Below are 21,766 nucleotides of genomic sequence, written 5' to 3'. Positions count from 1 at the left end.
CAGCCGCTCTGTTTCGGACGTATTTCTGAGGAATGTGCGGGCAGTTAACCTGTCGATGCCCCATGCCGCCGGCGCAGCAGGAGGTTCTCCCCCAGCGCCCACACCTCGGCCCCGTCCCCGCGCACCTCGAACAGCGTGCCCCAGGTGCCGGACGCCTCGCCTCGCCAGGTGTGCCCGCCATCGATGGATCGCAGGAGCACGCCGCCCGCGCCGCACGCCCACAGCGTGCCGGCGTCATCGCCCCAGAGGCTCCTGAGGCTGCCGGAGACCTGGGCCAGCGCCTCCCAGGTCACGCCGCCGTCTCGAGAGCGCAGCACGTCGCTGACGCCCAGTCCACCCGCCACGAACAGCTCATCGCCCCTGCCCCAGATGGCGGACAGATCGCGGGAGCTGCCGCTCTCCGCGGCTTCCCACGTGGCGCCGTCGTCGATCGTGCGGACGATGGTCCCGCCGGAGCCCACCGCCACGGCGCGCCGCTCCGGCCCTGCCCAGACGGCGCGGAGGCGCGGCGCGCGCGGGACCTCCAGCTCCACCCATCGTGAGCCGTCCGCGTCGAGGCGGCAGACCCGGCCATCGAGGACGGCGAACGCTCTTGTCCCGCCCTGCCCGTGGACCGAGGCCCCGCCGGTATTGCCTGTCACTGCCATCCAGCGGTGTCCGCCGTCCTCGGATCGGATCTGCGAGGATCCCTCGCCGACAGCCAGGGTCACCTCGCCGCTGCCCCACACGGAGATCAGCGCGCCGGCGTCCTCCACGGCGCTCCTCTCCCATGTCTGGCCGCCGTCGTGGGTTCGCGCGATGGCGCCGCCGTCGCCCACCAGAACGACCCTCCCGTGGCCTTGCACCCAGAGGCCCCGGAACTTCCCTCGGACAGGCACCTTTTCCCAGGGGCCGTCGAGCGGCGCGTCCCCTGCCTGGACTGGCACCTTGGTGAAGCTCTTCCCGCCATCGAGGGATCGGGCTGCGGGGCCGTCTCCCACGCACCAGATCGCGCCCTGGTCATCGCCCCACGCCGCGCAGCGGTGCTGATCGGACCGGAGCGCGGTGCGCCTCCAGGTGCGGCCCTCGTCCTCGCTGACCGCCAGGATGCCGCTCTCGCCCGACGCGATCACGAGGCCCGCGGCGCCGAGCCACAGCGCCTTGATCGAGCGCCCGGTCCCGGTGGAATGCGACTCCCAGGAGGCGCCCCCGTCCCGGCTCGCGTGGGCATGGCCATCGCCGTCGCCCACGATCACGAGCCCGCCTCGCGCGCAGAGCGCCCTCGGATTCCGGCCTGGGACCTTACGACGCGTCCATGTCGCTCCTTGCAAGGTGGCGAGCTGTCCTTCGAGCGCGAGCGCGAGGAAGCGGCCCTCGGCGTCGAGCGCAGCGGCCTCCAGGCAAAGGTCTCCGGGGCTCGGCGCGGCTCCCCATGTCTGGCCGTGATCGCCGGAGCGGAGCACCGTCCCGCCGAGCCCCACCGCGATGGCCTCGCCGTCGTCCCGCAGGGCGACGCCGCGCAGGTCCGCGTTTGCGCCGCAGCTCACGTCGGACCAGCGCTGCCCTCCGTCGCTCGAGGCCAGCAGGGTGCCGCTCAGCCCAGCGGCGAGCAGCGCAGGGCCGACGCCTGCAAGCGCGCTCAGATCCTGGCGGACGGGCGTCTGCACCCTCTTCCAGCGCTGGCCGCCGTCCTCCGAGCGGAGCACGTGCCCCTCGGATCCCGCGATGACAATCAGGTGACCTCGTCCCCAGACGGCGCTGTGCCGGATGCTCATCCCGGCGACGATACCAGGCCCGACGAAGCGACGGCCGACAGGGCGCGCCGCGAGCACGCCAATCCACCCACATCACCTCCCCCGCCCTCACCGGAGAACTCACGAGCTCACCCGCGACCATGGATTGCCACCCTCGCAGCAAATCGCGCAGAACGCCGGCCAAGCTCGCTCGCTCTGCCGAGCGCGAGCGCTCATCCACCGACTCACGCGGCCTCACCGGGGTGGTGTTTTCATGTCCATTCAGGATCTCTCGCGATCCATGCCAGTCGCGCAAACATCATATCAGAGTGGATCACGGGCCGTCCTCACGTGATTGTTTCACCGAGAGAGGCACGCTGCCCGTGTCAAGGCGGTAGCACGACCTTGGCCGCGGATTTGCTCAGACGTTGACGTCGAAGCGACAGGCACTCGCGAGGGTGCGGGGACGGCAGCACCGCGCGGCGATCGCGAGCGATGGTCGCGCGGATCCGCGAGCGGATCGGCCGTCAATTTACATCAGCAGCGGAGAGGCTGGCGGCGCTTGCGGCCTCTCCTTGGCAGCGCTCCGTCGCGCCGCGCCCGGGCTCCTGAGGGGGATGGTGCGGCGCTCTCCGACATCGGGGGAGATGGGCGCATCGGACCGAGCCAGGAAAGGAAGATCCAATGAAGCGCTTCAAGTCACACCTCACCGCGGCTGCCCTCACCGCAGCGTGCGCGTTCGCGCCCGGCTGCCTGAGCATCGACGCCGATGACGAGGGAGCGGGGCCGACCCCGACCGCCTCTGGGACGCTGACCGTCGCTGTGGCCAACGGCGAGGCGCGGTACATGCTGGAGCGGGAAGATGGGGTGTTCGTGCGCCTGAACCTGGACTCGATGACGGATACGGCGCCGGGCGCCGAGCCGTCGACCGACTGGCGCACGGCGAGCGGCTCCCCGGTGGACGTGTTCGGCACCGTGACCGACGACGGCGCGATCGTGGTCGACACGATGCGGCCGGCCGAGGGCATCGGCGAGCTGACGAACGCGCTCGTCACGACCGGGACCAAGCGCGTCCTTGTGCTGCGCGTGCAGTTCGACGGCGGCCAGACGATGGGCACGGAGCAGGACGTGCGCAACATGATGGCCGGAGCGGCGACCCACCTGGCGGGCTCGTCGTTCGGCAAGATGCAGCTCGAGTACGACCTCGCCGGCCCGTTCAACATCACCTTCGGCAAGTGCGACGACTACGACCGATGGCAGAACGAGGCCAGGACCGCGGCGAAGAACGCCGGCTTCGATCTGAAGGCGTACCAGCACTACATGATCATGGGGAAGATGGATTGCGGGTACGCCGGCATGGGCGCGCAGCCCGGCAACGCCACCTGGATGGCCGGCCTCTGGCCCGAGGTCGTCGTGCACGAGCTCGGCCACAACTTCGGCCTGTGGCACGCCTCCTCGCGGACGTGCCGCAGCGGCGGGGCGACGGTGACGATGAGCAACGACTGCACCTTCGACGAGTACGGCGATATTTTCGACCCGATGGGCGACGGCGGGAAGCAGCACTACAACGCGAACTACAAGGTGAACCTCGGGTGGATCCCGTCGTCGCAGGTCCAGACGGTCACCGCCGACGGGACGTATACGCTCGCCCCGATGACCGAGGCGAGCACCGGGATCCAGCTCCTCCGCGTCAAGGGCCCGAACGACATCATGTACCAGATCGAGTTCCGCCAGCCGGCGGCGACGAACGTCGTGGACTCGCGCAACATCTCCACGAAGGGCCTGCTCATCCATGCGTTCTTCACGCAGTCGCGAGAGAGCGGCCGGGCGCACCTGCTCGACATGGTCCCTGGCGGGAACTTCAGGGACGCGCCGCTCGTCGTCGGCGCTTCTCATCAGCTCTTCGGGACGAACGCGACGCTGAAGCTCCTCTCCGTTTCGGCCACGGGCGCGCAGGTCCAGATCTCTGGCCTGGGCGCCGGCACGGGCGACCCCGGCGGCAATCCCGGCGGCGGCACCGGCGGCGCTGTCGGCCAGAGCCTGGCGGCCCTCCATTCCGGCAAATGCATGAGCGTCAACGCGGCGAGCCTGGACAACGGCGCCACCGTCGTCCAGCGGCCGTGCACCGGGGCGAGCGACCAGCAGTGGCAGGTCGAGATCATCAGCGGCACCACGGCGACCGTGAAGAACGTGAACAGCGGAAAGTGCGCCGATGTGCAGGGGTCCAGCCGGAACAACGGGGCGAACATCACGCAGGCGGACTGCAACAGCGGCAAGAACAGCCAGAAGTGGGATCTCATCGATCGCGGCAACGGCGTCGTCTCGCTGCGCTCGGTCAACAGCGGGAAGTGCGTGGACGTCTACGGGGCCAGCACCGCCGACGGCGCCAGGCTCGCCCAGTACACCTGTAACAACGGGACGAACCAGCAGTTCCGGCGGCAGTAGCGATCCTCGCTTCGATGAACCGCATCGCCCTCGGGCTCGCCGCCGCGGCGGGCCTCGCCCTCTCCGCCGCCCCGCCCGCGCGCGCCAACGGCCGATACCCCGCCGCCGGCCAGATCCTCGTCGACCCCGCCGATCCCGAGCACATCGTCGTCCGCGCGACCTACGGCGTCCTCACCACGCATGACGGCGGCGAGCGCTGGTCGTGGATCTGTGAAGGGGCCATCGGCTACAGCGGCTTCGAGGACCCCATGCTCGTCGTCACCGCCGACGGCTCGATCCTCGCCGGGCTCTTCGACGGGCTCAGCGCGACGCACGACGGCGGCTGCGACTGGCACATCGCCGAGGGCGCGCTCCCCAAGGGCAACGTCGTCGATCTATCGATCGATCGCGCGGATCCCGCGAGCGTCCTCCTGCTCGGCTCCAGCGTCATGGCCAGCGACGCGATCTTGACGCAGGTCTGGGAATCGAAGGACGACGGGCGGACCTGGACGCAGGCCGGGGTCGATTTCCCGAGCACGTTCCTCGGCGTGACCCTGGACAGCGCGCCCAGCGATCCGCGGCGCATCTACGTGAGCGGGCGCCGCAATGGCCCCACGTTCCAGGGGATCGTGCGGCGCTCGGACGATCGCGGCGCGACCTGGGAGGAGCTCGACATCCCTGGCAGCGACGATCGCAACCTGCCGTACCTCGGCGCCGTGGACCCGAACGACCCTGACGTTGTGTACGTGCGCCGCGACGGCGACGGCGCGGACGCCCTGCTGGTCTCGCGGGACGGCGGCGCCACGTGGCGTGAGGTGTTCCAGGCGGCGAGCCTCCTCGGCCTCGCCCTCTCGCCCGACGGGACCGAGATCGCGGCCGGCAGCGATCTGGACGGCCTGTGGGTCGCGCCGACGGATACCCTCGAGTTCACCCAGGTTGGGCAGCTCGGCGTCCGCTGCCTGACGTGGACCGCGCGGGGCCTCTTCGCCTGCGCCGACGAGCCCGTGGACGGCTTCTCCGCCGGCATTTCCACGGACGGGGGCAGGACGTTCTCGCCGCTCATGACGTTCGACCGGCTCTGCGGCGCGCCGGCGGCCTGCGGGGTCGACGGATCGACAGGCCAGACCTGCCCCAACCTCTGGCCGGCGACCGCGCGCTTCATCGGCGCCGCGGCGTCGTGCGAGGCCGGCGCCGGCCCGGGCGGCGCCGCGGGCGCGGGCGGGAGCGCGGCGAGCGCCGGCGGGGGCGAGGCCGGCGCGGGCGCAGCCGAGCCGAGCGCCGGCGGCGGCTGCTCCTGCGCGGCGTCGGGCGGGGGGCGCGCCGGAGCGCTCCTGAGCTGCCTCGCCGCGGCCGGCGGCGCGCTCCTGCGCGCGCGGCGGCACGGACGCCGCCGCGCGCAGGCACCGAGGGCGCGGTGACGGCCCGGCTGTTCCCGCGCCGGGTGCTGGACTGGCACGTCGCTCCGATTCAGAACCAGCGCGCGAGCGCGTCGTCGAGCGACGTCGACGACGCGTCTGTCCACGCGATGCAGCCGTCGGGGCGGACGAGCATCGACGGGCCGTCCTTGGTGCGTGCATGGTGCACGTCGTGCGGGAGTGACCGTTTCGAAGGGGAGATGAAGAGGCCGCCGCCTCTCTCCATGAGCGCGTAGAGCCGCTCTTCGCTGCCGTCTTCGAGCGTGAGGAGCTGGTCCTTCGCGAGCGTGCCGACGAGCGGGTCGTCGTCGCCGAGGTCGTAACGAATGCCGACGCCCGTGAGCATCTCGCCGAAGTAGCGATTGCCTTCAGGCAGCTTCATCAGGTCGCTCACGATGGCGCGGAGCGCGCTCGTGAGCGGGTCGGGACGCATGAGCGCGACTTGAGCGCGGGTATTCTCGAGGACGCTCGCAGCCACGGGATGGCGCTCGGCGGTGTACGAGTCGAGGAGATCCTCGCGCCCCTTCACCGCCGCGGCGAGCTTGAAGCCAAGGTTCGCGGCGTCGACGAGGCCGAGGTTCAAGCCTTGGCCGCCGAAGGGCGAGTGGACGTGCGCGGCGTCACCGGCGAGAAAGACGCGGCCCATCCGGTAGGTCGTTGCTTGCCGCGCGTTGTCGGTCCAGCGCGTCGCCATCGTCATCGACAGGATCTTGACGTCTGTGCCGCTCACGCGCTGGATCGCCGCCTCGACCTCGGCTCGCGTGATCGGCGTATCCCGATGGGGCGGCGGCCCGTTGAACTCCGCCGTGAAGACGCGCCCCGGCATCGGTCCGGACGCGACGAGGCCGCGCGGCGTTCGGTGCCAACCCGTCGCGAGCTTCTCGGGCATATCGAGCTCGACGAGCGCCTGATAGCCGGTGATGGTCGGATCCGTGCCGGGGAACTCGAAGCCGGCGAGCTTGCGGACGCGGCTCCGGCCGCCGTCGCAGCCGACGAGGTACTTCGCGCTCAGCGGGCCCGCGCTCGTCTGCACGGTCACGCCGTCGTCGTCCCGCTCGAAGCCTTCCACCGTGATGCCGCGACGGAGCTCGATCCCGAGCTCCGCCGCGCGCGCGCTCAGGATCTTCTCGAGCGCCTCCTGCGGCACGAGACGCATATGGCGCTCCGGGTCGCGCTGGAGGCTCCCATCGATCAAGAACAATCCAGAGAAATGGCCTCCCGGCCTCTTCACCGGTCCAGGGCCGAAGCGCGCCTTCAGCGCGGGCATCATCAGCGCCATGGCGGCACGGCGCTCGTCCTCGAGCGCGCGCGCGAGCCCGCGTCGTTCCAGCGCCTCGGCTGCCACAGCGCCGACCCCGGCGGCCTTGATCGTGCGGTCGGGCTCCACGAGCCGCTCCAGCACGAGCGGCTTCACGCCCGCTGTCGCGAGCTCGATCGAGAGGAAGAGCCCTACCGGGCCAGCGCCTGCGATGACCACGTCGTGAATCATGACGTGAATCTTGGACCCGGTAAAACTTTGCGCAAGCAGAATTTTTGTCTTAGTCTAAGATTTGATCCATGGGCGAGCTCCGCGAAAGCAAGAAGCGCGAGACCAGGCAGCGGATCTCCGACGTCGCGACGGCGATGTTCTTCGCGCGCGGCTTCGACGCGGTGACGGTCGAAGAGATCGCGGCCGCCGCAAACGTCTCCAAGATGACGGTGTTCAACTACTTCGCGCGCAAGGAGGACCTCTTCCTGGATCGCGAGGACGAGGTGAAGCTGCTCTTGCGCGAGGCAATCAGCGGGAGGGCGCAGGGGCAGTCGCCGATCGACGCGCTCCGCCGGCTCGTCGACAGGCTGTGCGAGCAGAGGCATCCGTTCGCTCGCATCGACAGCCAGACGGTCGGCTGGTGGCGGGTCGTTGCGGCGAGCCCGTCGCTCAAGGCGCGCCTCCGCGAGATGGGGGACGAGGTGGTCGAGGGGCTCGCGGTCGATCTCGCTGGTCCGAAGCCCGATGGCCTCGCGCGGCTCGTCGCCGGCATGGTCGTGCTGACGTGGCGCACGGCTTACGCCGAAGCGATCCGCGTGTTCGAGCGCGGAGGCTCGGCGAAGAAGGCGAACGCTGCGTTCATCGCGTTGCTCGATCGCGGCTTCGCGGCCGTTCACGGGATGGCGGCGAGCTCGAGCTGGCAGACGACCGGATGACCCATCCGCCGCCGGCCGAGGAGGAGACGCCGTTCAATCACTCTCCATCGAGCAGGGATCAGCAGCCGAAGACCCCGGCGCCTCGCTCGATCTCGCCGAACGGGTCCATGAGGGCGCGCACGATCAGGCGCGCAGGCGCGCTCTCGATGCCCCCCGCCGCGCGCCAGGTCGCGTACCGGAGCTCGCCCAGGAGGACGCCAGCGAGCGGCGTATAGACGAGATCGAGCGCCGAGGGCCGGACGCCGTTGGCCTCGTAGCCGTACTCCCAGAGGTGGGTGCCTGCGACGGCGAACGCGACCGCGGCCGGGGCGCCGAAGCGGCATATCCGCGCCCTGAGGTACATCTCGCTCCCGAGCAGGCCGTGGCCGACCACGTTGATCGTCCACGGGTCGTGATCCCACCGGAAGGCGGGCTGATCGGGGTCGAAGAGCGGCGGCTTCGTGAGCGCCTCGCCATAGTGGTATCCCCACCGCTCCACGCGGAAGTCGGCGAAGGGGTCGGGCCACAGCGCCGCCTCCACGCTGCGGGTCACCGTGAGCACGGCCAGGGTGTGCACGATCGGCGGCGCCCAGACGGGCTCCTCGGCTGCGGCTGCGGCGGCGGCGCGCGGCCACACCTGGGGCTCCCCCGCGGCAGGCGCGCGCTCCGGCAAGGGGGCCGGGAGGCTCGACGGGAAGGCCGACTCAGCCGGAGGAACCGCCGTCGTCCGGCCAGCGCACGCGGAGACGAGGACGGCGAGGGAAGCGGCGGCGCACAGGCGGATCGGGGCCATTGGGGAGCGGCCGCGGCGCGCGGTGGGTGCGGCGACCAGACCCAAGTCTAGAGCGACAGACGGGTTGAAGCCGCCTTCAAACAGCAAAAAGTTGAACTACCAAGCATGAAGTTGAACCGCCAAGTCGCCAAGGACGCCAAGAAGGCATGAAAATGAACCGCCAAATCGCCAAGAAGGCATGAAAATGAACCGCCAAGTCGCCAAGGACGCCAAGATTTCAATCTCTTCTTGGCGTCCTTGGCGACTTGGCGGTTTATTTCTCCGATTTCCAAGCTGGGCGCCGCGCCGCCGGCGCTTCATCTCGCCTCGCCCGCCCCGATCGCCCCCACCACGACGGCCGCCAGCGTCCGCGCCGCGTCCCGGAGCGCGCTCTCCGAGTGCGCGCCGAACCCCAGGATGAGCCCGGGCGCGCGCGGCGCGCGGGCCGAAGCGCGCGCCGCCGTGCTGCGCGAGAGCGGCTGCGCGTCCACGCCACGCGCCGCGAGCGCCTGGACGATGGCGACGTCGTCCGCGCCCGCGGGCAGGTCGAGCGCCAGCACGGAGCCCCCCGCCGGCGCACGCGCCCGGACGGCGCTCGGCAAGAGCAGCCCGAGCTCCGCGAGCAGGAGGTCGCGCCGGCGCCGCGTCGCCTGCTTGAGCTTCCGGAGGTGGCGCGCGAAGTGGCCCTCGTCGATGAAGTCGGCGAGCGCGGCCTGCAGCAGGTAGGGCGGCGAGCGCGTCGACGCCGCGCGCACCGCGGCCACGGCGCGCACCAGCGCGGGCGGCACGATCATGAAGCCGAGCCGCAGGCCCGGGAACAGCGAGCGGCTGAAGGTCCCCACGTGGATCACGCGATCCTTCACGCCCTCGAGGTCGAGGCTGAGGAGCGAGGGCAGCGGCGTGCCGTCGAACCGCAGCTCGCCCTCGTAGTCGATCTCGACGACGACGGCGCCCGCCCTGGCGGCCCAGGACAGGAGCTCGATGCGCCGCGGCAGCGTGAGCCGCGCGCCGGAGGGGAACGCGTAGGCCGGCGACACGAAGGCGACCCGCGCGCGCGGCGCGCCCCGACGTCGATGGGCGCCGACGTGCACCCGGAGCCCGTCCTCGTCGACAGGGATCGGGATCGGCCGCGCGCCCGCCATGCGCAGCGCCGCGCGGAGGGCGAGCGGCCCCGGGTCCTCGACCCAGGCGGCGTCGCCCGGGTCGAGCAGCGCGCGGCAGCACAGGTCCACCGCGGCCTGGGATCCCTCCGTGATGAACACCTGGTCGACCGTCGCGCGCACGCCCCGGGCCACCGCGACGTGGTGGAGCACGGCGCGCCGGAGCAGCGGCGCGCCCCGCGGATCGTGGTCGAGCGCGTCGGCCGCCGACATCGAGCGGACGCGGCGCGCGAGGCACCGCTCGAAGATGCGCCACGGGAGCAGCTCGAGGTCCGGCAGGCCGACGCCGAAAGGGCGCGAACGGGCGCGGCTCTCGAGGAGCGCGTCGAGCTTGTCGGGGGGCACGACCGCCGCGAGGCGCCGCGCGCTCTTCGACAGGCGCGGCGCGGAGGCCGCGGGCTGGGCGCGGGCGGCGCCCTGCCACCCCGCGCGCGCCGGCACGTGGGCGACGACAGGCGCCCGCCGGGGGCGGACCACGATGGTGCCGTCCGCGGCCAGCGCCTCGTACGCCGCCGCCGCCGTGTTGCGCGACACGCCGAGCTCCCGCGCGAGCTCGCGGGACGACGGGAGCAGGTGCTCTGGCTGGAGGACGCCCTCCAGCACGGCGCGGCGCAGCTGCTCGACCAGCTGGGCGGCCAGGGTCGCGGGCGCGCCGCGCTGGAGGCGGAGGAAGGCGTGGGCGGCGTGAGAGGCGGAGCGCGCTGGCACCATCGAAACTGGCTGATCTGGACCTTTCCAGGGTGCCAGATCCGGGGCACGCTGTCGACGAGGAGCCAGCCATGCCCACCGCCGATGACGACCCCACGACGCCGTCAACCGCTCCCTCGCGGCGACCGCTCGAAGGCGACAAGACGGGCGAGCTCTCGTCGCGCATCGCCCGCCGCGCGGCCGAGGCGCACGCCGGCCAGCCGCTCGATCGGCTCCTCGCGGAGGAGCTCCCGGGCAACGAGCTGACAACGCTCCTGCTCCATTGCCTGCGCCGGCGCGCGCTGCGGCGGAGCTTCGCCGACGTCCTCGACCACGCGGAGCGCGCGCCCATGACGCACGCCTCGACGGCGGACGCCCGGCGGCTGCACGCCCTCGACGCGGCGGCGTACGCGGCGGCGGCGGGCTTCGAGGCGGTGGATCTCGCCCCGATCGGGCCCCTCGGCGCCACCGCGTGCGCGGGCGTCGAGCCGAACAACGTGCTCGCGACGGTCCGCTTCGCAGAGGTCGCCGCGGATCCCACGACGGGCCTCGCGCTGCACGCCGCGCGGCGCCGGCGCGGGACCCGGGGCGACGAGCCGCTGCGGTTCTGCGCGAGCCAGCGCGTCCTGCGCATGCAGCCCACGACCCAGCCGGGCTTCACGCCGCACTTCCGCCTGTTCGCCCTCGCGACGGCGGCCCGCTCGCCGGCGCGGGGCGAGGACGACGCGTGCGAGCGGCGCGCCCTGCTGGAGCACCTCCTCGTCTGGGCCGACCTGGTCCGCGCGCTGCCGCACGCGGGCTTCCGCGCCGCGGGGCTGCGCGTCGTGCTCTCCGACACGTCGCTGGTCCGCGCGGGCCTCGCCGCGCGCGGCGTCGACGCGGACGCGATGACGCGGCGGGCGAAGGCGCACGAGCCCGGGTCGTCCGAGGCGGCCCTGCGCGAGGCCGCCGTCGATCTGCCGCGGCGCGCGGCGGATCTCGTGGGGGCCGCGCGGTCCCTCGGCCTCGGCCCCGAGCTCCTCGCGCGCGCCGAGCGCTGGGTCGCCGAGGTGAGCGAGCCGCTCACCCGCGCGCGCCCGGAGGTCGAGGTCGTCCACGACCTCGCGCGGCTGCAAGGGCTCGGCTACTACGCCGGGCCGTTCATCCAGCTCATCATCCGGCGGGACGACGGCCTCGAGCTCCCGATCGGGGACGGCGGCGCCTTGTCGTGGCTCGGCGCGCTGCTCTCGAACCGCCGGGAGCGGATGGTCGCGACCGGCATCGGGAGCGAGATCCTCGTGAAGCTCTTCGATCGATCGGAGGCTCGGGCCGGCGAGGCTCGACCGGAAGGAGCGACCCCATGATCCTCGAACTGCCCGCGTTCACCCTGCGTCCCTGGGCGGCGGTCGACGTGGACGCGCTCGTGAAGAACGCGAACGACCGCCGCGTCTGGGCGAACCTCCGCGATCGCTTCCCGCACCCGTACACGCGCGAGGACGCCGAGGGCTGGATCGCGCACTGCGCCGCGAACGCGCGGCCCGGAGAGGGCCTGGCGATCGTGGTCGCCGGCGAGGCGGCCGGCGGCATCGGCCTCGAGCGCCTCGACGACGTGCACCGGCGCACCGCGGAGCTCGGCTACTGGCTCGGCGCGTCCTACTGGGGCCGCGGGCTGGCGACCGAGGCGGTGATCGCGCTGACGCGGTACGGCTTCGAGCAGCTGGGCCTCGAGCGCATCCAGGCGGGGGTCTTCGACTGGAACGGGGCGTCCGCCCGCGTGCTCGAGAAGGCGGGCTACGCGTTCGAGGGGCGGATGCGCCGCCACGTCGTGAAGGACGGGCGGGTGGGTGACGTGCTGCTCTACGCGCGCGTCCGGGAGGGCGCGCCGGCCGGCGCCCCGCGGGGAGGCGCGGGGTTAGACTGCGCCTGATGGCCTTCCGCGAGCCCGCCTTCCACCCCGCCTCGGGCAGCGTCCGCTACGGCCCGTTCCCTGTCCGCACCGGGCGCCTCGCCTTCGCGCTCTTGCTGGTCCTCGTCGCGCTCGTCGTCGCGCTCGCGGCGCTCGCGCAGGATCACCTGACCTGCACGCCGGGCGCGACGTGCGTCGTGACGCGCGCGTTCCCGTCGAGGACGCTCTGGTTCCCGATGTCGGCGCTGCGCGACGCGCGCGTCGACATCGAGCGGGGATCGAAGGGGGGCAGCCACGGGATGGTGATCCTCGTCATGGACGACGGGCGCGAGCTTCCCCTGCAGCGCGTGACCCCCGAGAGGGCCGCCGAGGTCGGCGCGGCTATCCGCGCGGGCCTCTCGAGCGAGCAGCGGATCGACGTCACGCTGCGCGGCCCGTGGTGGACCTTCCCGTTCGCGCTCGTGATGCTCGCGATCACGCTCTCGATGGCTCGCTCGGCCGCCAAGGGCCTCGGGCGTTTCCGGCTCGACGTCACGCGCGGCGGCGCCGCGCTCCGCGTCCAGCGCTATCTCCTCGCGATCCCGGTCTCGTCCCGCGAGGTCTCCCTCGAGGGCGTCGCCGACGTGCGCGTCGAGCGCGGAACGCTCGGCGAGGGGTGGCTCAACAAGGGAGAGGCGCCCTCGCCAGCCGGGCGCATCGTCCTCGTCGACCGCTCCGGCGCGACGCGCCCGCTCACGGACGCCTTCTTCCCCGGCGAGGCCGTACACCTGCGCGCGGCGTCCGATCTGCGGGAGATCCTCGACCTCGATCGCCGACGCCACGGCGTCGAAGAGCAACTCGCATCGCTGCCGCGCGTCGTGACGCCGCTCGGGGCGCGCGTCGCGGCGCTGTGGACCGCCGCGGCCGTCGGCGCGGTCGCCGGACTCGCGCTCTTCGGGCTCACCGGCCTCGCGCTGGGCCTGCTCCGCACGCGCGATCCGCTCGAGGTCTGGCACATCGCGGCAGGCGGCGGCGGTGGAGCGATCGCAGGCGTCGCGCTCACCGTCTATCTCACACGCAGTCGGCCGCCGCGCTGAGGGCCGATCGACGTCTCACCCGCGCGGGCGGTCGTCGCCTTTCGCTGGCGACGCCGGCGCCTCGGGCGCCTCGTGTCCCGCCGCCTCGGCGATCGGGAGCGTGAAGTAGAACCGGGCGCCCTGCCCGACCTCGCTCTCCACCCAGATGCGGCCGCCGTGCGCGTCGACGATCCCCTTGGCGATGTAGAGCCCGAGGCCGGTGCCCTTCTTCCCGGGCGTCTCGTCCTTCCAGAACCGCTCGAAGATGCTCGTGAGGTTCTGGGAGGGGATCCCCGGCCCCGAGTCGAGGACCGCGAAGCGGGCCATCGCCCCGTCCCGGTCCACCGAGAGGGTCACCTGGCCGCTCTGGGGCGTGAATTTCAGCGCGTTCCCGACGAGGTTCGACAGCACCTGGAGCACGCGCTCCCACTCCGCGCGGATCACGAGCCCGGGCTCCTTCAGGGACTGCTCGAACCGCACCTGCTTCGACTCGGAGAGCGGCCCGAACATCTCCATGGTCTCGTGCAGGAGGTCCTCCACCGCGCACGGCTTCGGCGTCACCGAGAACGTGGAGGCCTGCATCGTCGTCACGTCGAGCATGGTCCTGATGAGGTGCTCCATCCGCAGGGAGACGTGCTCGATCGACTCCGCTTGCTGCCGTGTCCGCTCGGAGTCGGCTCCCCTCCGCAGCAGCGCGGCCTTCAGCGCGATGGCGCCGAGCGGGTTGCGCAGATCGTGGGCCACGATGCCCATGAGCTCGTCGCGGGCCGCCAGCGCCAGGCGCGCGGCGTCGCGCGCCTCCCGCGCCTTGTGGTACGGGCCGCCGAGGAGCTTCGTGAAGTACCAGGCGATCCCCAGGCCGGCCACGACCAGCAAGCCCAGCAGGCCATCGAGCCACACCTCCAGCCGGGCTCGCTCCACCTTCGCGTCATCGTAAAGCTGCTTGAGGAGGGCTTGCTTGTGGTCGACGAGGCGGGCGAGGGAGCCCTCGAGATCCCGGTGGAGCGGCCTCAGCTCCTCATCGAACCGACGCACGAGCTCGCGCGCGTCCTCGGTCCGCTGCCGGGCGGCGAGCAGCTCTCCCTGCATCCGGACGAGGCGCCTGGCCGCCTGCTCGACCTCGGCCACCCGCTGGAGACCGGTCGGGCTGAGCGCATGGTCGCGGAGCGCTCTGACGTGCTCGTCGAAGCGCGCCCTGGCGATCTTCGCCTGCTCGAGGAGCTCGGGATCGCCGGAGATGAGGTAGCCCCTGCCCTCGGACACGATGAGCTCGCTGCTCCACCCGAGCCGCTCCACGAGCGTGATCTCGTGCTCTTTGGCGCGTAGCCGATCGATCTGAGCCTCGGCCACGGACGAGAAGCGCCGCACCGAGAACGCCATGCCGAGCGCCAGGAGCAGGGTGAGGATGGCGTAGCCCATCCTCGCCGTGGCCTCGAAGCTCGTCCGCGTCGGCATGACCGAAGTTCCGTCCTCTCGACGGGCGTCGGCGGATCCGTGGGGCTGAGCCACTCCGCGAAGGCTAGGCCGCGTTGCATGAAGAGCAAGGCGCCCCGGCGCCACACAGGCCGGCAGGACGCGCTCCGGCGGCGAGCAGGAGCGTGGCAGGACAACGCGCGACGAGCAGGGCGGCTCGTCCTGTCAGAGCTCGACCTGTCAGGGGACGAGGAGCGCCTCGAGGCCGCCAGCGGATGACAAGCAAGCGTTCCTCGGTGTAAAGAGTGTGCGTCATGACGGACCGAGCGGCGAACCGGGTTCGCGAGCGGCGCGAGGCGCGCGGGCTGTCCCAGGTGGCGCTCGCCGAGCGCGCCCGCCTCACGAGGCAGAGCGTGGGCGCCATCGAGGCGGGCCGCACGACCCCGGCGGTCGACGTCGCGCTGCGCCTCGCGAGCGCCCTCGACTGCTCGGTCGAGGACCTCTTCGGGGAGCCGAGCGCGGCGGCGGATCTCGCGACCGAGACCGACGCTCCGGCGGCGCTGGGCCGCGCTGCGGTCGCGCGCATCGCGGACCGCTGGGTCTCCTACCCGCTCGAGAAGGACGCGGTGCGGATGGCCGCGGACGGCATCGTGACCGGCGAGCGGCGCGGGAGGGCCGTCGTCGAGCCCCTCCGGGCGCTCGCCGAGGTCGAGGAGAACGTCGTCGTGATGGGCTGCGCGGCCGGCCTCGGGCTGCTCGCCGACCGCCTCAACACGAGGCCCGGGCCGGGGCGGTTCCTCTGGTTCCCCCGCTCGAGCACCGCGGCCCTCCAGGCGCTGGCCCGGCAGCGGACCCACGTCGCGGGCGTGCACCTCGTCGACACGCGCACCGGCGAGGCGAACGTCGCCGACGTCCGCCGGCTCGGGCACGCCGAGCCGATCGTCCTCATCACGCTGGCGCGCTGGGAGGCGGGCCTCATCGTTCGCCGCGAGGACGCGGACCGCATCCGCGGCGCGGCCGACCTCGGCCTCCCCGGCCTGCGCCTCGCCGGCCGCGAGGCGGGCGCCGGCGCCCAGCGGCTCCTCGAGCGCGAGGTGCGCGGCCACGGGCTGCCGCTCGAGCTCGCCCGCAAGCCGCAGCTGCGGGTCGCCGGCCACCTCGACGTCGCGCGCGCCGTGGCGATGGGCGCGGCGGACACCGGCGTCGCGACGCGCGACGCGGCGCTGGCGTTCGGGCTCGGCTTCGTGCCCCTCGCCGAGGAGCGTTACGACCTCGCGGTCCCGCGCGAGGGGCTCGACGACGGCAGGGTGCAGCGCCTGCTCGACGTCCTCGTCTCAGGGGAGTTCCGCCGCGAGCTCTCGGCGCTCGCCTACGACGCTCGCCAGGCGGGCGAGCGGGTCGCCGAGGTGCGAGCGGCATGACGGCGCGGAACGATCCACGGCACGACGGAACCCAGGAGTCTCCCGAATGAAGTACCCCCGACGACAGCTGTTGCGAGCCCTCCCCTTCCTGCTCCTCACGGCGTGCCTCGCCGTCCTCGGCGGCTGCGAGCGCTCGGAGCCGGCGTCCGCCCAGCGAGAGGACAAGCTCGTCGTCTTCGCGGCCGCCTCCCTCCGGGACGTGTTCACCGCGCTGGGAGACGACTTCAAGCGCTCTTATCCGGGCGTCGATGTCACGTTCAACTTCGCCGGCACGCAGGAGCTCCGCACGCAGCTCGAGCACGGCGCCGCGGCCGACGTGTTCGCCTCGGCGGATCAGCGCCACATGGACGAGCTCGTGAAATCCCAGCGCGCCGCGGGACCCGTCGTCTTCGCGCGCAACGAGCCCGTCCTCGTCGTCGCGAGCGAGAGCGCCGCGACCATCCGGGGGCTCGCCGACCTCCCCGCCGCGGCGCGCATCGTCATCGGCACGCCCGAGGTCCCGATCGGCCGTTATACGCAGCAGATCCTCGATCGCGCGTCGGCCTCCCTGGGCGCGGATTTCCGCGCGCGCGTGGAGTCCAAGGTCGCCTCGCGCGAGCCCAACGTGCGGCAGGTGCTCGCCAAGGTGCGCCTCGGGGAAGCGCAGGCGGGCGTTGTCTACCGGACGGACGCGCAGGCGGCGCAGGACGGCGTGGTCGTCGTGGCGATCCCGCCCGAGGTCAACGTCATCGCCGAGTACCCGATCGCCGTCGTGTCCGGCGCCGCGCACCCCGAGCTCGCGCGCGCGTGGATCGACCTCGTGACCTCGGAGGCCGGCCGGACGGCGCTGTGGCGCGCCGGGTTCCTCGTGCCTTCCGGGAGCGGCGCGCCTCGGTGAGCGGGCGCCTCCGCGCGGAGCGGGTCGCCCTGGCCGCGGTCGGCGCGGTCCTCGTGGCCTTCCTGGCCGTCCCGATCCTGGCCTTGTTCGCGATGGCCACGGCGGGGGACGTCGAGCAGGGGCTCCGCCACCCCCTCGTGTGGCCCGCGCTGCGCCTGAGCCTCCTGACGACCACCGCGAGCCTCGCCGTCGTGGTCTTCCTGGGGACGCCGCTCGCCTGGACGCTGGCGCGCTCGCGCGGGCGGCTCTCGCGCGCGGTCGAGGCGGTGGTGCAGCTGCCCATCGTCATCCCGCCCGCGGTCGCGGGCGTCGCGCTGCTGCTCGCGTTCGGCCGCCGCGGGCTCCTCGCCGGGTGGCTCTACCCCGCGGGGTGGTCCGTTTCGTTCACGACGACGGCGGTCGTCGTCGCCGAGGTGTTCGTCTCGGCGCCGTTCTTCGTGCAGGCGGCGACCAGCGCGTTTCGAAGGGTCGACCCGAGGCTCCTCGTGGTCGCGCGGACCTTCGGCGCGCCGCCGCTCCGGGTGTTCTTCCGCGTGGCGCTGCCGCTCTCGGCCCCTGGGCTCGCCGCGGGGGCCGCGATGAGCTGGGCCCGCTCCCTCGGCGAGTTCGGCGCGACGCTCATGTTCGCCGGCAACCTGGAGGGGCGGACGCAGACGCTGCCGCTCGCCATCTACACGGCGCTCGAGTCCGAGCTGCGCGCCGCGCAGGCGCTGTCGATGGTCCTCGTCGTCGTGGCGTTCACGCTGCTCCTGTTCGTGCGGGCCGTGCTGCGGCGCTCCACCGAGCGCCCCGAGGAGGCGCCGTGATGGCCGCGGAGCGCCTCCGCGCCCGCGTGACCGCGCGCGTCGGGCGCCTGCGCATCGACGCCGGACTCGACACCGGCGACGGCTCGCTCGTCCTGGTGGGGCCGAACGGCGCCGGGAAGACGACCTTGCTCTCGCTCCTCCTGGGCGTCTTGCCCGTCGAGCGAGGGCGCGTGGAGATCGGCGAGGCGGTGCTCCTCGACACGGCGGCCGGGATAGACGTGCCCGTCGAGCAGCGCGGGATCGGCTATGTGCCCCAGGACTACGCGCTGTTCCCGCACCTCAGCGTCCGTGAGAACGTCGCGTTCGCGGTGAGGAGCGCTCCCTCACGGCGGAGGCGCGCGGCCGACGCCGAGGTCGTCGACGCCATGCTCGACGAGCTCGGCATCGCCGTGCACGCCGACCGGCGGACGCAGGCGCTCTCCGGAGGCGAGAAGCAGCGCGTGGCGCTCGCGCGCGCGCTCTCCGTGGGCCCGCGGGCGCTGCTCCTCGACGAGCCGCTCGCCGCGCTCGACGTCCACTCGCGCCGCGAGGTCCGGGCGTTCCTCTCGGACTACCTGCGAACGCTCGCCCTGCCCACCGTCGTCGTCACGCACGACGCGACGGACGCGCGGCTCCTGGGAGATCGCATCGCCGTCCTCGAGGCAGGGCGCGTGACGCAGGCCGGCACCTGGGAGGAGCTCTCCGCCCGACCGGCGTCGCCCTTCGTCGAGGAGTTCGTCGCCGCGGCGCGCAGCGCCGGCGATTCGCCGCGCTCCAGACGCGCGGATTCAGCCTGAAAATTCAGCAAGGAGCAGCGAAGACCGTCGTTCACGGCCGGATCCCGGTCGCGAGGCCATCCGCCCGTCGCCTCCTGCGCGATCATATTGAAAATGAGAATCATTCGCGTTACCGTCTCGCTCGGGAGGTCGACTTGTCAAACCCGAAGGACTGTCGTCACGAAACCCTCGCGTACAACGGTGTCGCGCACGTCCAGCGGTGCCTGGACTGCGGGGGTATCTCGATTCACCTCGGCCCAGTCTCCGTCCGGCTCGACGATTCCAGCCTGGAGGCGCTGTGGGCCGTGCTCGGAGAGGCCGCAGCGGAGCTCCACGCGCGGAGGACGCCCGAGGTGATGAACGTCGTGAGGCGAGGTGTCGCGTGAGGGCCCGGGCGCTCGCGCGCGCGCCCTCGACGGCTCTTCCGCTGGACGGGCCCTGGGGGACGTCCAGCGCGCGGGTCCGGGCGCTCGCGTGTGCGGCCATGGGGCGTTTTGGCCGGTGGGTCGCCGTGGCCGGATGCGCGGCGATGTTCGGCTTCGTCGGTGCGTTCGTCGCCCTGAGCGCCGGCTGGGTCGAGTGGCCTGGCTACCTGGTGGTGGTGTCCGGGTCGCTGCTCCTGTACGCCGCGTGCCTCGCGGTGGGGCACGCCGGTGATCCGGTCGCGCTGCGGCGCAGGCAGGGCGCCTCTCGCGCGTCAGCGCTCGACGCCGGCAGCGCTGCAGTCCTTGCAGATCCCGAGCAGCTCGTGGACGTGGCCCGTCAAGCGGAAGCCGAATCTCTCCGCGACATCGCGCTGAAGAACCTCGATCGCCTCGAACTCGAACTCCACGACCTTGCCGCAGCGTGTGCAGATCAGATGGTCGTGATGTTCACGCTCGAACGCCCGCTCGTACCGCGCGCCGTCGCCCTTCGACACGAGCGTCATCTGGAGGAGCCCCGCTTCAACCAGGAGCGGTAGGACCCGGTAGACCGTGGCGGGGTGGGCATCGACGACGCCGCTCTCGCGGAGCTCCTTCAGCAGGTCGTCGACCGAGAAGTGGCCTCGCCGCAGGAGCGCCGCGCGCGCGATGGCGTCGCGGACCGACGACCCCTTCAGGCCGCGCTGCCGCACCGTGCGCCGCAGCCGCTCCAGCGCCCTTTCGAGGCCGGCCTCGTCGAGCGCGGGCGGCTGGGTCACGTGGCGCACGGGGGAAACTATACGAACCGTTCGCAAGATGGTCAACGCTGACCCAGCACCTCGGCGGAGCTTCGGTCAGGGCTTCGCCGATAAGCCGCTTCCCTATCGCATTTCCTGTTTCCGCGGCGGAGGCGACGGAGGCTCCTCGACCATCCGACGCAGGCGCTCGAGCGCGCGATCCCAGCCTGCGGAGATCCCGTCGAGGAACACGCGGGCTTCCTCGATCCGCCGCGGCTCGAGGGCGTAGAGGACCTCGCGCCCGCGCCGCTCGTGCGTCACGAGGCCCGCGCCCTCGAGCACCCGGAGGTGCTTCACGATCGCCTGTCGCGTCACCTTCGCTCCGTCGGAGAGCGCGGTCGCCGACAGCGCCCCTCCGGCCCCGAGCCTGGTCACCACCGACAGCCGCGTCCCGTCGCCGAGGGCGAAGAAGACGTCAGCGACCGCCGGTTCACACGCCGTCGACATACTTCGCGATGTTCTCGGCCTGAGCGGCCCATCCCCCCTCGTTCATGCGGAACGCGCGCTCGCGTCGATGCGCTGGCACCCGGTCGAAGCCGGACTCCACGATGGTGAGCAGCGTGCCTTCAGCGACCTCCTCGAGGCGGAACTCGACGAGCGTCGTCGGCTCGTTTTCCAGGTCGGCCTCGGCGTCGATGCCATACGGGATCCAGCGAAAGCTGAAGTACCGCTCCGGCTCGATGCGCTCCACCGTGCAGAACACCGCGCCCTTCTCGGGGAGCTTCACCTTCGAAGGCCGGAGACCGCGGCTCTTCTGGTAGTCGATGATGGCGGCTTCATTGAGCTCCTCGTCGAAGATGCCGGTGAGCGTCTTGCCGGCGGCGAACTCCCCCACCAGCTCGACGCCGAACCAGCGCCCGAACTCCCGGGCGTCTGCGATCGCCCGCCACACGCGTGACACGGGCGCGCGCAGCGTGACCCGCTTCTCGATCCTGTCCGTGGATGCCATGTGCAACCTCCTGGATGCACAATACCGAGCCGCGCCACGAAGTGCAACCAATTGATTGCACTTCGCCCCTCGCTTGACTTCCGGACGTCGATCCACAACCATATGGTTGTGGATTCGCTGAGCACGACGCTGGCCGCCCTGAGCGACGCCACCCGGCGCGCGATCCTCGTGCGGCTCAAGACGGGGCCTGCGTCGGTGCACGAGCTGGCGCAGCCGTTTCAGATCTCGCAACAGGCCATCTCCAAGCACCTGGCAACCCTGGAACGAGCGGGCCTGATCGAGAAGCGGCGCGACGGGCGGCAGCACGTTTGCCAGCTCAAGCCCGCGCCGATGCGCGAGGTGGCGACCTGGGTCGAGCAGTACCGGCAGCACTGGGAGGACGCGTTCGACCGACTGGACGACCTCCTGCACGAGCTGCATCCGCCGAAGAAAGGGTGATCACGTCATCATGCAATCTCCTCGAGTCCCTCATGAGCCCACGGTCCTCATCGAGCGCACGTTCGATTTTCCGCGGGACGTGGTGTTCGATGCGTGGACGAACCCCGACCTGCTCGCGCGCTGGTTCGCGCCGCGGGGGTGCACCATCCGCTTCGCGCGGATCGACATCCGGCCGGGAGGAGGCTTCCACTCGTGCATCCACAACCCGCAGTTCGGCGATTGCTGGACCATCGGTGTCTATCGCGAGGTCGTGCGGCCGGAGCGGCTCACGTTCACCATGCGCATCGCTGACGCGAACGGGAATCCGGTCTCCTCCGAGAGCCAGGGGCACGATCGGGACTGGCCGGAGGAGACGCTCGTGTCGATCACCTTCATCGCTCGAAACGGGCGGACGCTCGTGAGGCTCGAGCAGAACGTGAGCGAGGCGCTCGCTCGCCGGACAGGCGCACACCCGAGCTGGCTCCAGATGCTGGACGCGCTCGGCGAAGAGCTGGCGAGGAGCGCGAAGACGCCCGGCCAGAACACCGTTCAGGTTGATCTTGCGGCAATTTCGGGCGCTCCGACGGAAGGCTCGACGGTGTCGCCGGATCATGATTGCTAGAAGACACGAACCGCTTGAAGACACGCGAATCAGCG

The 21,766-nt window shown here is 72.1% G+C and carries 22 protein-coding genes; 14 read left to right on the top strand and 8 right to left on the bottom strand.

Annotation, left to right across the window (positions count from 1 at the left end; genetic code table 11):
* Positions 1–44: 44 nt before the first annotated feature.
* The gene (locus WMF29_RS06180) at positions 45–1,754 is read right to left on the bottom strand and encodes a WD40/YVTN/BNR-like repeat-containing protein (RefSeq protein ID WP_437327939.1); all 1,710 of its coding nucleotides are present in this window, start codon (positions 1,752–1,754) and stop codon (positions 45–47) included.
* Positions 1,755–2,396: 642 nt separating this feature from the next.
* On the opposite strand from WMF29_RS06180, the gene WMF29_RS06175 reads away from it, so the two are divergent.
* Together WMF29_RS06175 and WMF29_RS06170 are read left to right on the top strand one after the other, a co-directional pair.
* The gene (locus tag WMF29_RS06175) at positions 2,397–4,157 is read left to right on the top strand and encodes an RICIN domain-containing protein (protein WP_437327938.1); all 1,761 of its coding nucleotides are present in this window, start codon (positions 2,397–2,399) and stop codon (positions 4,155–4,157) included.
* A gap of 14 nt (positions 4,158–4,171) precedes the next feature.
* Positions 4,172–5,554, top strand: a complete 1,383-nt coding sequence (locus WMF29_RS06170; RefSeq protein WP_437327937.1) for a WD40/YVTN/BNR-like repeat-containing protein — start codon at positions 4,172–4,174, stop codon at positions 5,552–5,554.
* A gap of 49 nt (positions 5,555–5,603) precedes the next feature.
* Here the strand turns inward: WMF29_RS06170 and WMF29_RS06165 are convergent, their stop codons facing one another.
* The gene (locus WMF29_RS06165) at positions 5,604–7,040 is read right to left on the bottom strand and encodes an FAD-dependent monooxygenase (RefSeq protein WP_437327936.1); all 1,437 of its coding nucleotides are present in this window, start codon (positions 7,038–7,040) and stop codon (positions 5,604–5,606) included.
* Positions 7,041–7,108: 68 nt separating this feature from the next.
* On the opposite strand from WMF29_RS06165, the gene WMF29_RS06160 reads away from it, so the two are divergent.
* Positions 7,109–7,735, top strand: a complete 627-nt coding sequence (locus tag WMF29_RS06160) for a TetR/AcrR family transcriptional regulator (RefSeq protein WP_437327935.1) — start codon at positions 7,109–7,111, stop codon at positions 7,733–7,735.
* 58 nt (positions 7,736–7,793) lie between these two features.
* Here WMF29_RS06160 and WMF29_RS06155 read toward each other — a convergent pair whose 3' ends face one another.
* Both WMF29_RS06155 and WMF29_RS06150 read right to left on the bottom strand, forming a co-directional pair.
* Entirely contained in the window at positions 7,794–8,507 is a 714-nt protein-coding gene (locus WMF29_RS06155) for a DUF3943 domain-containing protein (protein WP_437327934.1), read from the bottom strand.
* Between the two features lie 296 nt (positions 8,508–8,803).
* Complete coding sequence (locus tag WMF29_RS06150; protein WP_437327933.1) at positions 8,804–10,357, bottom strand: PLP-dependent aminotransferase family protein; 1,554 nt, start codon at positions 10,355–10,357, stop codon at positions 8,804–8,806.
* Between the two features lie 68 nt (positions 10,358–10,425).
* On the opposite strand from WMF29_RS06150, the gene WMF29_RS06145 reads away from it, so the two are divergent.
* The 3 genes from WMF29_RS06145 to WMF29_RS06135 are packed head-to-tail and all read left to right on the top strand — an operon-like array spanning position 10,426 to position 13,294.
* Positions 10,426–11,676 carry a hypothetical protein gene (locus tag WMF29_RS06145; protein ID WP_437327932.1) on the top strand — a complete coding sequence of 417 codons (1,251 nt, stop codon included), beginning with the start codon at positions 10,426–10,428 and terminating at the stop codon, positions 11,674–11,676.
* A complete protein-coding gene (locus tag WMF29_RS06140) occupies positions 11,673–12,239 on the top strand; it encodes a GNAT family N-acetyltransferase (RefSeq protein ID WP_437327931.1) in 567 nt (188 codons plus the stop codon). Before WMF29_RS06145 ends, WMF29_RS06140 begins: the two co-directional genes overlap by 4 nt.
* Positions 12,239–13,294, top strand: a complete 1,056-nt coding sequence (locus tag WMF29_RS06135; RefSeq protein ID WP_437327930.1) for a hypothetical protein — start codon at positions 12,239–12,241, stop codon at positions 13,292–13,294. Before WMF29_RS06140 ends, WMF29_RS06135 begins: the two co-directional genes overlap by 1 nt.
* Positions 13,295–13,309: 15 nt before the next feature.
* Here the strand turns inward: WMF29_RS06135 and WMF29_RS06130 are convergent, their stop codons facing one another.
* Positions 13,310–14,728, bottom strand: coding sequence for a sensor histidine kinase (locus tag WMF29_RS06130; protein ID WP_437327929.1), 1,419 nt, complete (start codon positions 14,726–14,728; stop codon positions 13,310–13,312).
* A 78-nt stretch (positions 14,729–14,806) separates the two neighbouring features.
* Here WMF29_RS06130 and WMF29_RS06125 point away from each other — a divergent pair, with 78 nt between their 5' ends.
* From WMF29_RS06125 to WMF29_RS06100, 6 genes are all read left to right on the top strand, one after another.
* The gene (locus WMF29_RS06125; protein WP_437327928.1) at positions 14,807–14,965 is read left to right on the top strand and encodes a hypothetical protein; all 159 of its coding nucleotides are present in this window, start codon (positions 14,807–14,809) and stop codon (positions 14,963–14,965) included.
* Between the two features lie 35 nt (positions 14,966–15,000).
* The gene (locus WMF29_RS06120) at positions 15,001–16,107 is read left to right on the top strand and encodes a substrate-binding domain-containing protein (RefSeq protein ID WP_437327927.1); all 1,107 of its coding nucleotides are present in this window, start codon (positions 15,001–15,003) and stop codon (positions 16,105–16,107) included.
* A 46-nt stretch (positions 16,108–16,153) separates the two neighbouring features.
* A complete protein-coding gene (modA, locus tag WMF29_RS06115; protein ID WP_437327926.1) occupies positions 16,154–16,984 on the top strand; it encodes a molybdate ABC transporter substrate-binding protein in 831 nt (276 codons plus the stop codon).
* Positions 16,981–17,790 carry an ABC transporter permease gene (locus tag WMF29_RS06110; protein WP_437327925.1) on the top strand — a complete coding sequence of 270 codons (810 nt, stop codon included), beginning with the start codon at positions 16,981–16,983 and terminating at the stop codon, positions 17,788–17,790. The genes modA and WMF29_RS06110 overlap by 4 nt, the downstream gene beginning before the upstream one ends.
* Entirely contained in the window at positions 17,790–18,566 is a 777-nt protein-coding gene (locus tag WMF29_RS06105) for an ABC transporter ATP-binding protein (RefSeq protein ID WP_437327924.1), read from the top strand. The genes WMF29_RS06110 and WMF29_RS06105 overlap by 1 nt, the downstream gene beginning before the upstream one ends.
* 134 nt (positions 18,567–18,700) lie before the next feature.
* Positions 18,701–18,931 (top strand): hypothetical protein, encoded by a 231-nt coding sequence (locus WMF29_RS06100; RefSeq protein WP_437327923.1) that lies wholly within the window; start codon positions 18,701–18,703, stop codon positions 18,929–18,931.
* A 311-nt stretch (positions 18,932–19,242) separates the two neighbouring features.
* On the opposite strand, the gene WMF29_RS06095 is transcribed toward WMF29_RS06100, so the two are convergent.
* From WMF29_RS06095 to WMF29_RS06085, 3 genes are all read right to left on the bottom strand, one after another.
* On the bottom strand, positions 19,243–19,734 hold the full coding sequence (locus WMF29_RS06095; RefSeq protein ID WP_272100776.1) for a Fur family transcriptional regulator: 492 nt from the start codon (positions 19,732–19,734) through the stop codon (positions 19,243–19,245).
* Positions 19,735–19,827: 93 nt separating this feature from the next.
* Positions 19,828–20,190, bottom strand: coding sequence for an ArsR/SmtB family transcription factor (locus WMF29_RS06090; RefSeq protein WP_437327922.1), 363 nt, complete (start codon positions 20,188–20,190; stop codon positions 19,828–19,830).
* Positions 20,174–20,692, bottom strand: coding sequence for an SRPBCC family protein (locus WMF29_RS06085; RefSeq protein ID WP_437327921.1), 519 nt, complete (start codon positions 20,690–20,692; stop codon positions 20,174–20,176). The genes WMF29_RS06090 and WMF29_RS06085 overlap by 17 nt, the downstream gene beginning before the upstream one ends.
* A 108-nt stretch (positions 20,693–20,800) precedes the next feature.
* On the opposite strand from WMF29_RS06085, the gene WMF29_RS06080 reads away from it, so the two are divergent.
* Both WMF29_RS06080 and WMF29_RS06075 read left to right on the top strand, forming a co-directional pair.
* Entirely contained in the window at positions 20,801–21,130 is a 330-nt protein-coding gene (locus WMF29_RS06080; protein ID WP_437327920.1) for an ArsR/SmtB family transcription factor, read from the top strand.
* A 10-nt stretch (positions 21,131–21,140) separates the two neighbouring features.
* On the top strand, positions 21,141–21,731 hold the full coding sequence (locus WMF29_RS06075) for an SRPBCC family protein (RefSeq protein WP_437327919.1): 591 nt from the start codon (positions 21,141–21,143) through the stop codon (positions 21,729–21,731).
* The last annotated feature ends 35 nt before the right edge of the window (positions 21,732–21,766 follow it).

This window comes from Sorangium sp. So ce381, assembly GCF_051473845.1.
Classification (GTDB): Bacteria; Myxococcota_A; Polyangia; order Polyangiales; family Polyangiaceae; genus Sorangium; species Sorangium atrum.
The sequence above is the reverse complement of the archived record's forward strand: the minus strand, read 5'-3'. Positions and strand labels throughout refer to the sequence as shown.

What these genes read in the sequence shown, in the direction of transcription:
- WMF29_RS06180 (WP_437327939.1), bottom strand. Translation starts at nt 1,754, where the DNA reads ATGAGCATCCGGCACAGCGCCGTCTGGGGACGAGGTCACCTGATTGTC.
- WMF29_RS06175 (WP_437327938.1), top strand. Translation starts at nt 2,397, where the DNA reads ATGAAGCGCTTCAAGTCACACCTCACCGCGGCTGCCCTCACCGCAGCG.
- WMF29_RS06170 (WP_437327937.1), top strand. Translation starts at nt 4,172, where the DNA reads ATGAACCGCATCGCCCTCGGGCTCGCCGCCGCGGCGGGCCTCGCCCTC.
- WMF29_RS06165 (WP_437327936.1), bottom strand. Translation starts at nt 7,040, where the DNA reads ATGATTCACGACGTGGTCATCGCAGGCGCTGGCCCGGTAGGGCTCTTC.
- WMF29_RS06160 (WP_437327935.1), top strand. Translation starts at nt 7,109, where the DNA reads ATGGGCGAGCTCCGCGAAAGCAAGAAGCGCGAGACCAGGCAGCGGATC.
- WMF29_RS06155 (WP_437327934.1), bottom strand. Translation starts at nt 8,507, where the DNA reads ATGGCCCCGATCCGCCTGTGCGCCGCCGCTTCCCTCGCCGTCCTCGTC.
- WMF29_RS06150 (WP_437327933.1), bottom strand. Translation starts at nt 10,357, where the DNA reads ATGGTGCCAGCGCGCTCCGCCTCTCACGCCGCCCACGCCTTCCTCCGC.
- WMF29_RS06145 (WP_437327932.1), top strand. Translation starts at nt 10,426, where the DNA reads ATGCCCACCGCCGATGACGACCCCACGACGCCGTCAACCGCTCCCTCG.
- WMF29_RS06140 (WP_437327931.1), top strand. Translation starts at nt 11,673, where the DNA reads ATGATCCTCGAACTGCCCGCGTTCACCCTGCGTCCCTGGGCGGCGGTC.
- WMF29_RS06135 (WP_437327930.1), top strand. Translation starts at nt 12,239, where the DNA reads ATGGCCTTCCGCGAGCCCGCCTTCCACCCCGCCTCGGGCAGCGTCCGC.
- WMF29_RS06130 (WP_437327929.1), bottom strand. Translation starts at nt 14,728, where the DNA reads ATGCCGACGCGGACGAGCTTCGAGGCCACGGCGAGGATGGGCTACGCC.
- WMF29_RS06125 (WP_437327928.1), top strand. Translation starts at nt 14,807, where the DNA reads ATGAAGAGCAAGGCGCCCCGGCGCCACACAGGCCGGCAGGACGCGCTC.
- WMF29_RS06120 (WP_437327927.1), top strand. Translation starts at nt 15,001, where the DNA reads ATGACGGACCGAGCGGCGAACCGGGTTCGCGAGCGGCGCGAGGCGCGC.
- modA (WP_437327926.1), top strand. Translation starts at nt 16,154, where the DNA reads ATGAAGTACCCCCGACGACAGCTGTTGCGAGCCCTCCCCTTCCTGCTC.
- WMF29_RS06105 (WP_437327924.1), top strand. Translation starts at nt 17,790, where the DNA reads ATGGCCGCGGAGCGCCTCCGCGCCCGCGTGACCGCGCGCGTCGGGCGC.
- WMF29_RS06090 (WP_437327922.1), bottom strand. Translation starts at nt 20,190, where the DNA reads ATGTCGACGGCGTGTGAACCGGCGGTCGCTGACGTCTTCTTCGCCCTC.
- WMF29_RS06085 (WP_437327921.1), bottom strand. Translation starts at nt 20,692, where the DNA reads ATGGCATCCACGGACAGGATCGAGAAGCGGGTCACGCTGCGCGCGCCC.
- WMF29_RS06075 (WP_437327919.1), top strand. Translation starts at nt 21,141, where the DNA reads ATGCAATCTCCTCGAGTCCCTCATGAGCCCACGGTCCTCATCGAGCGC.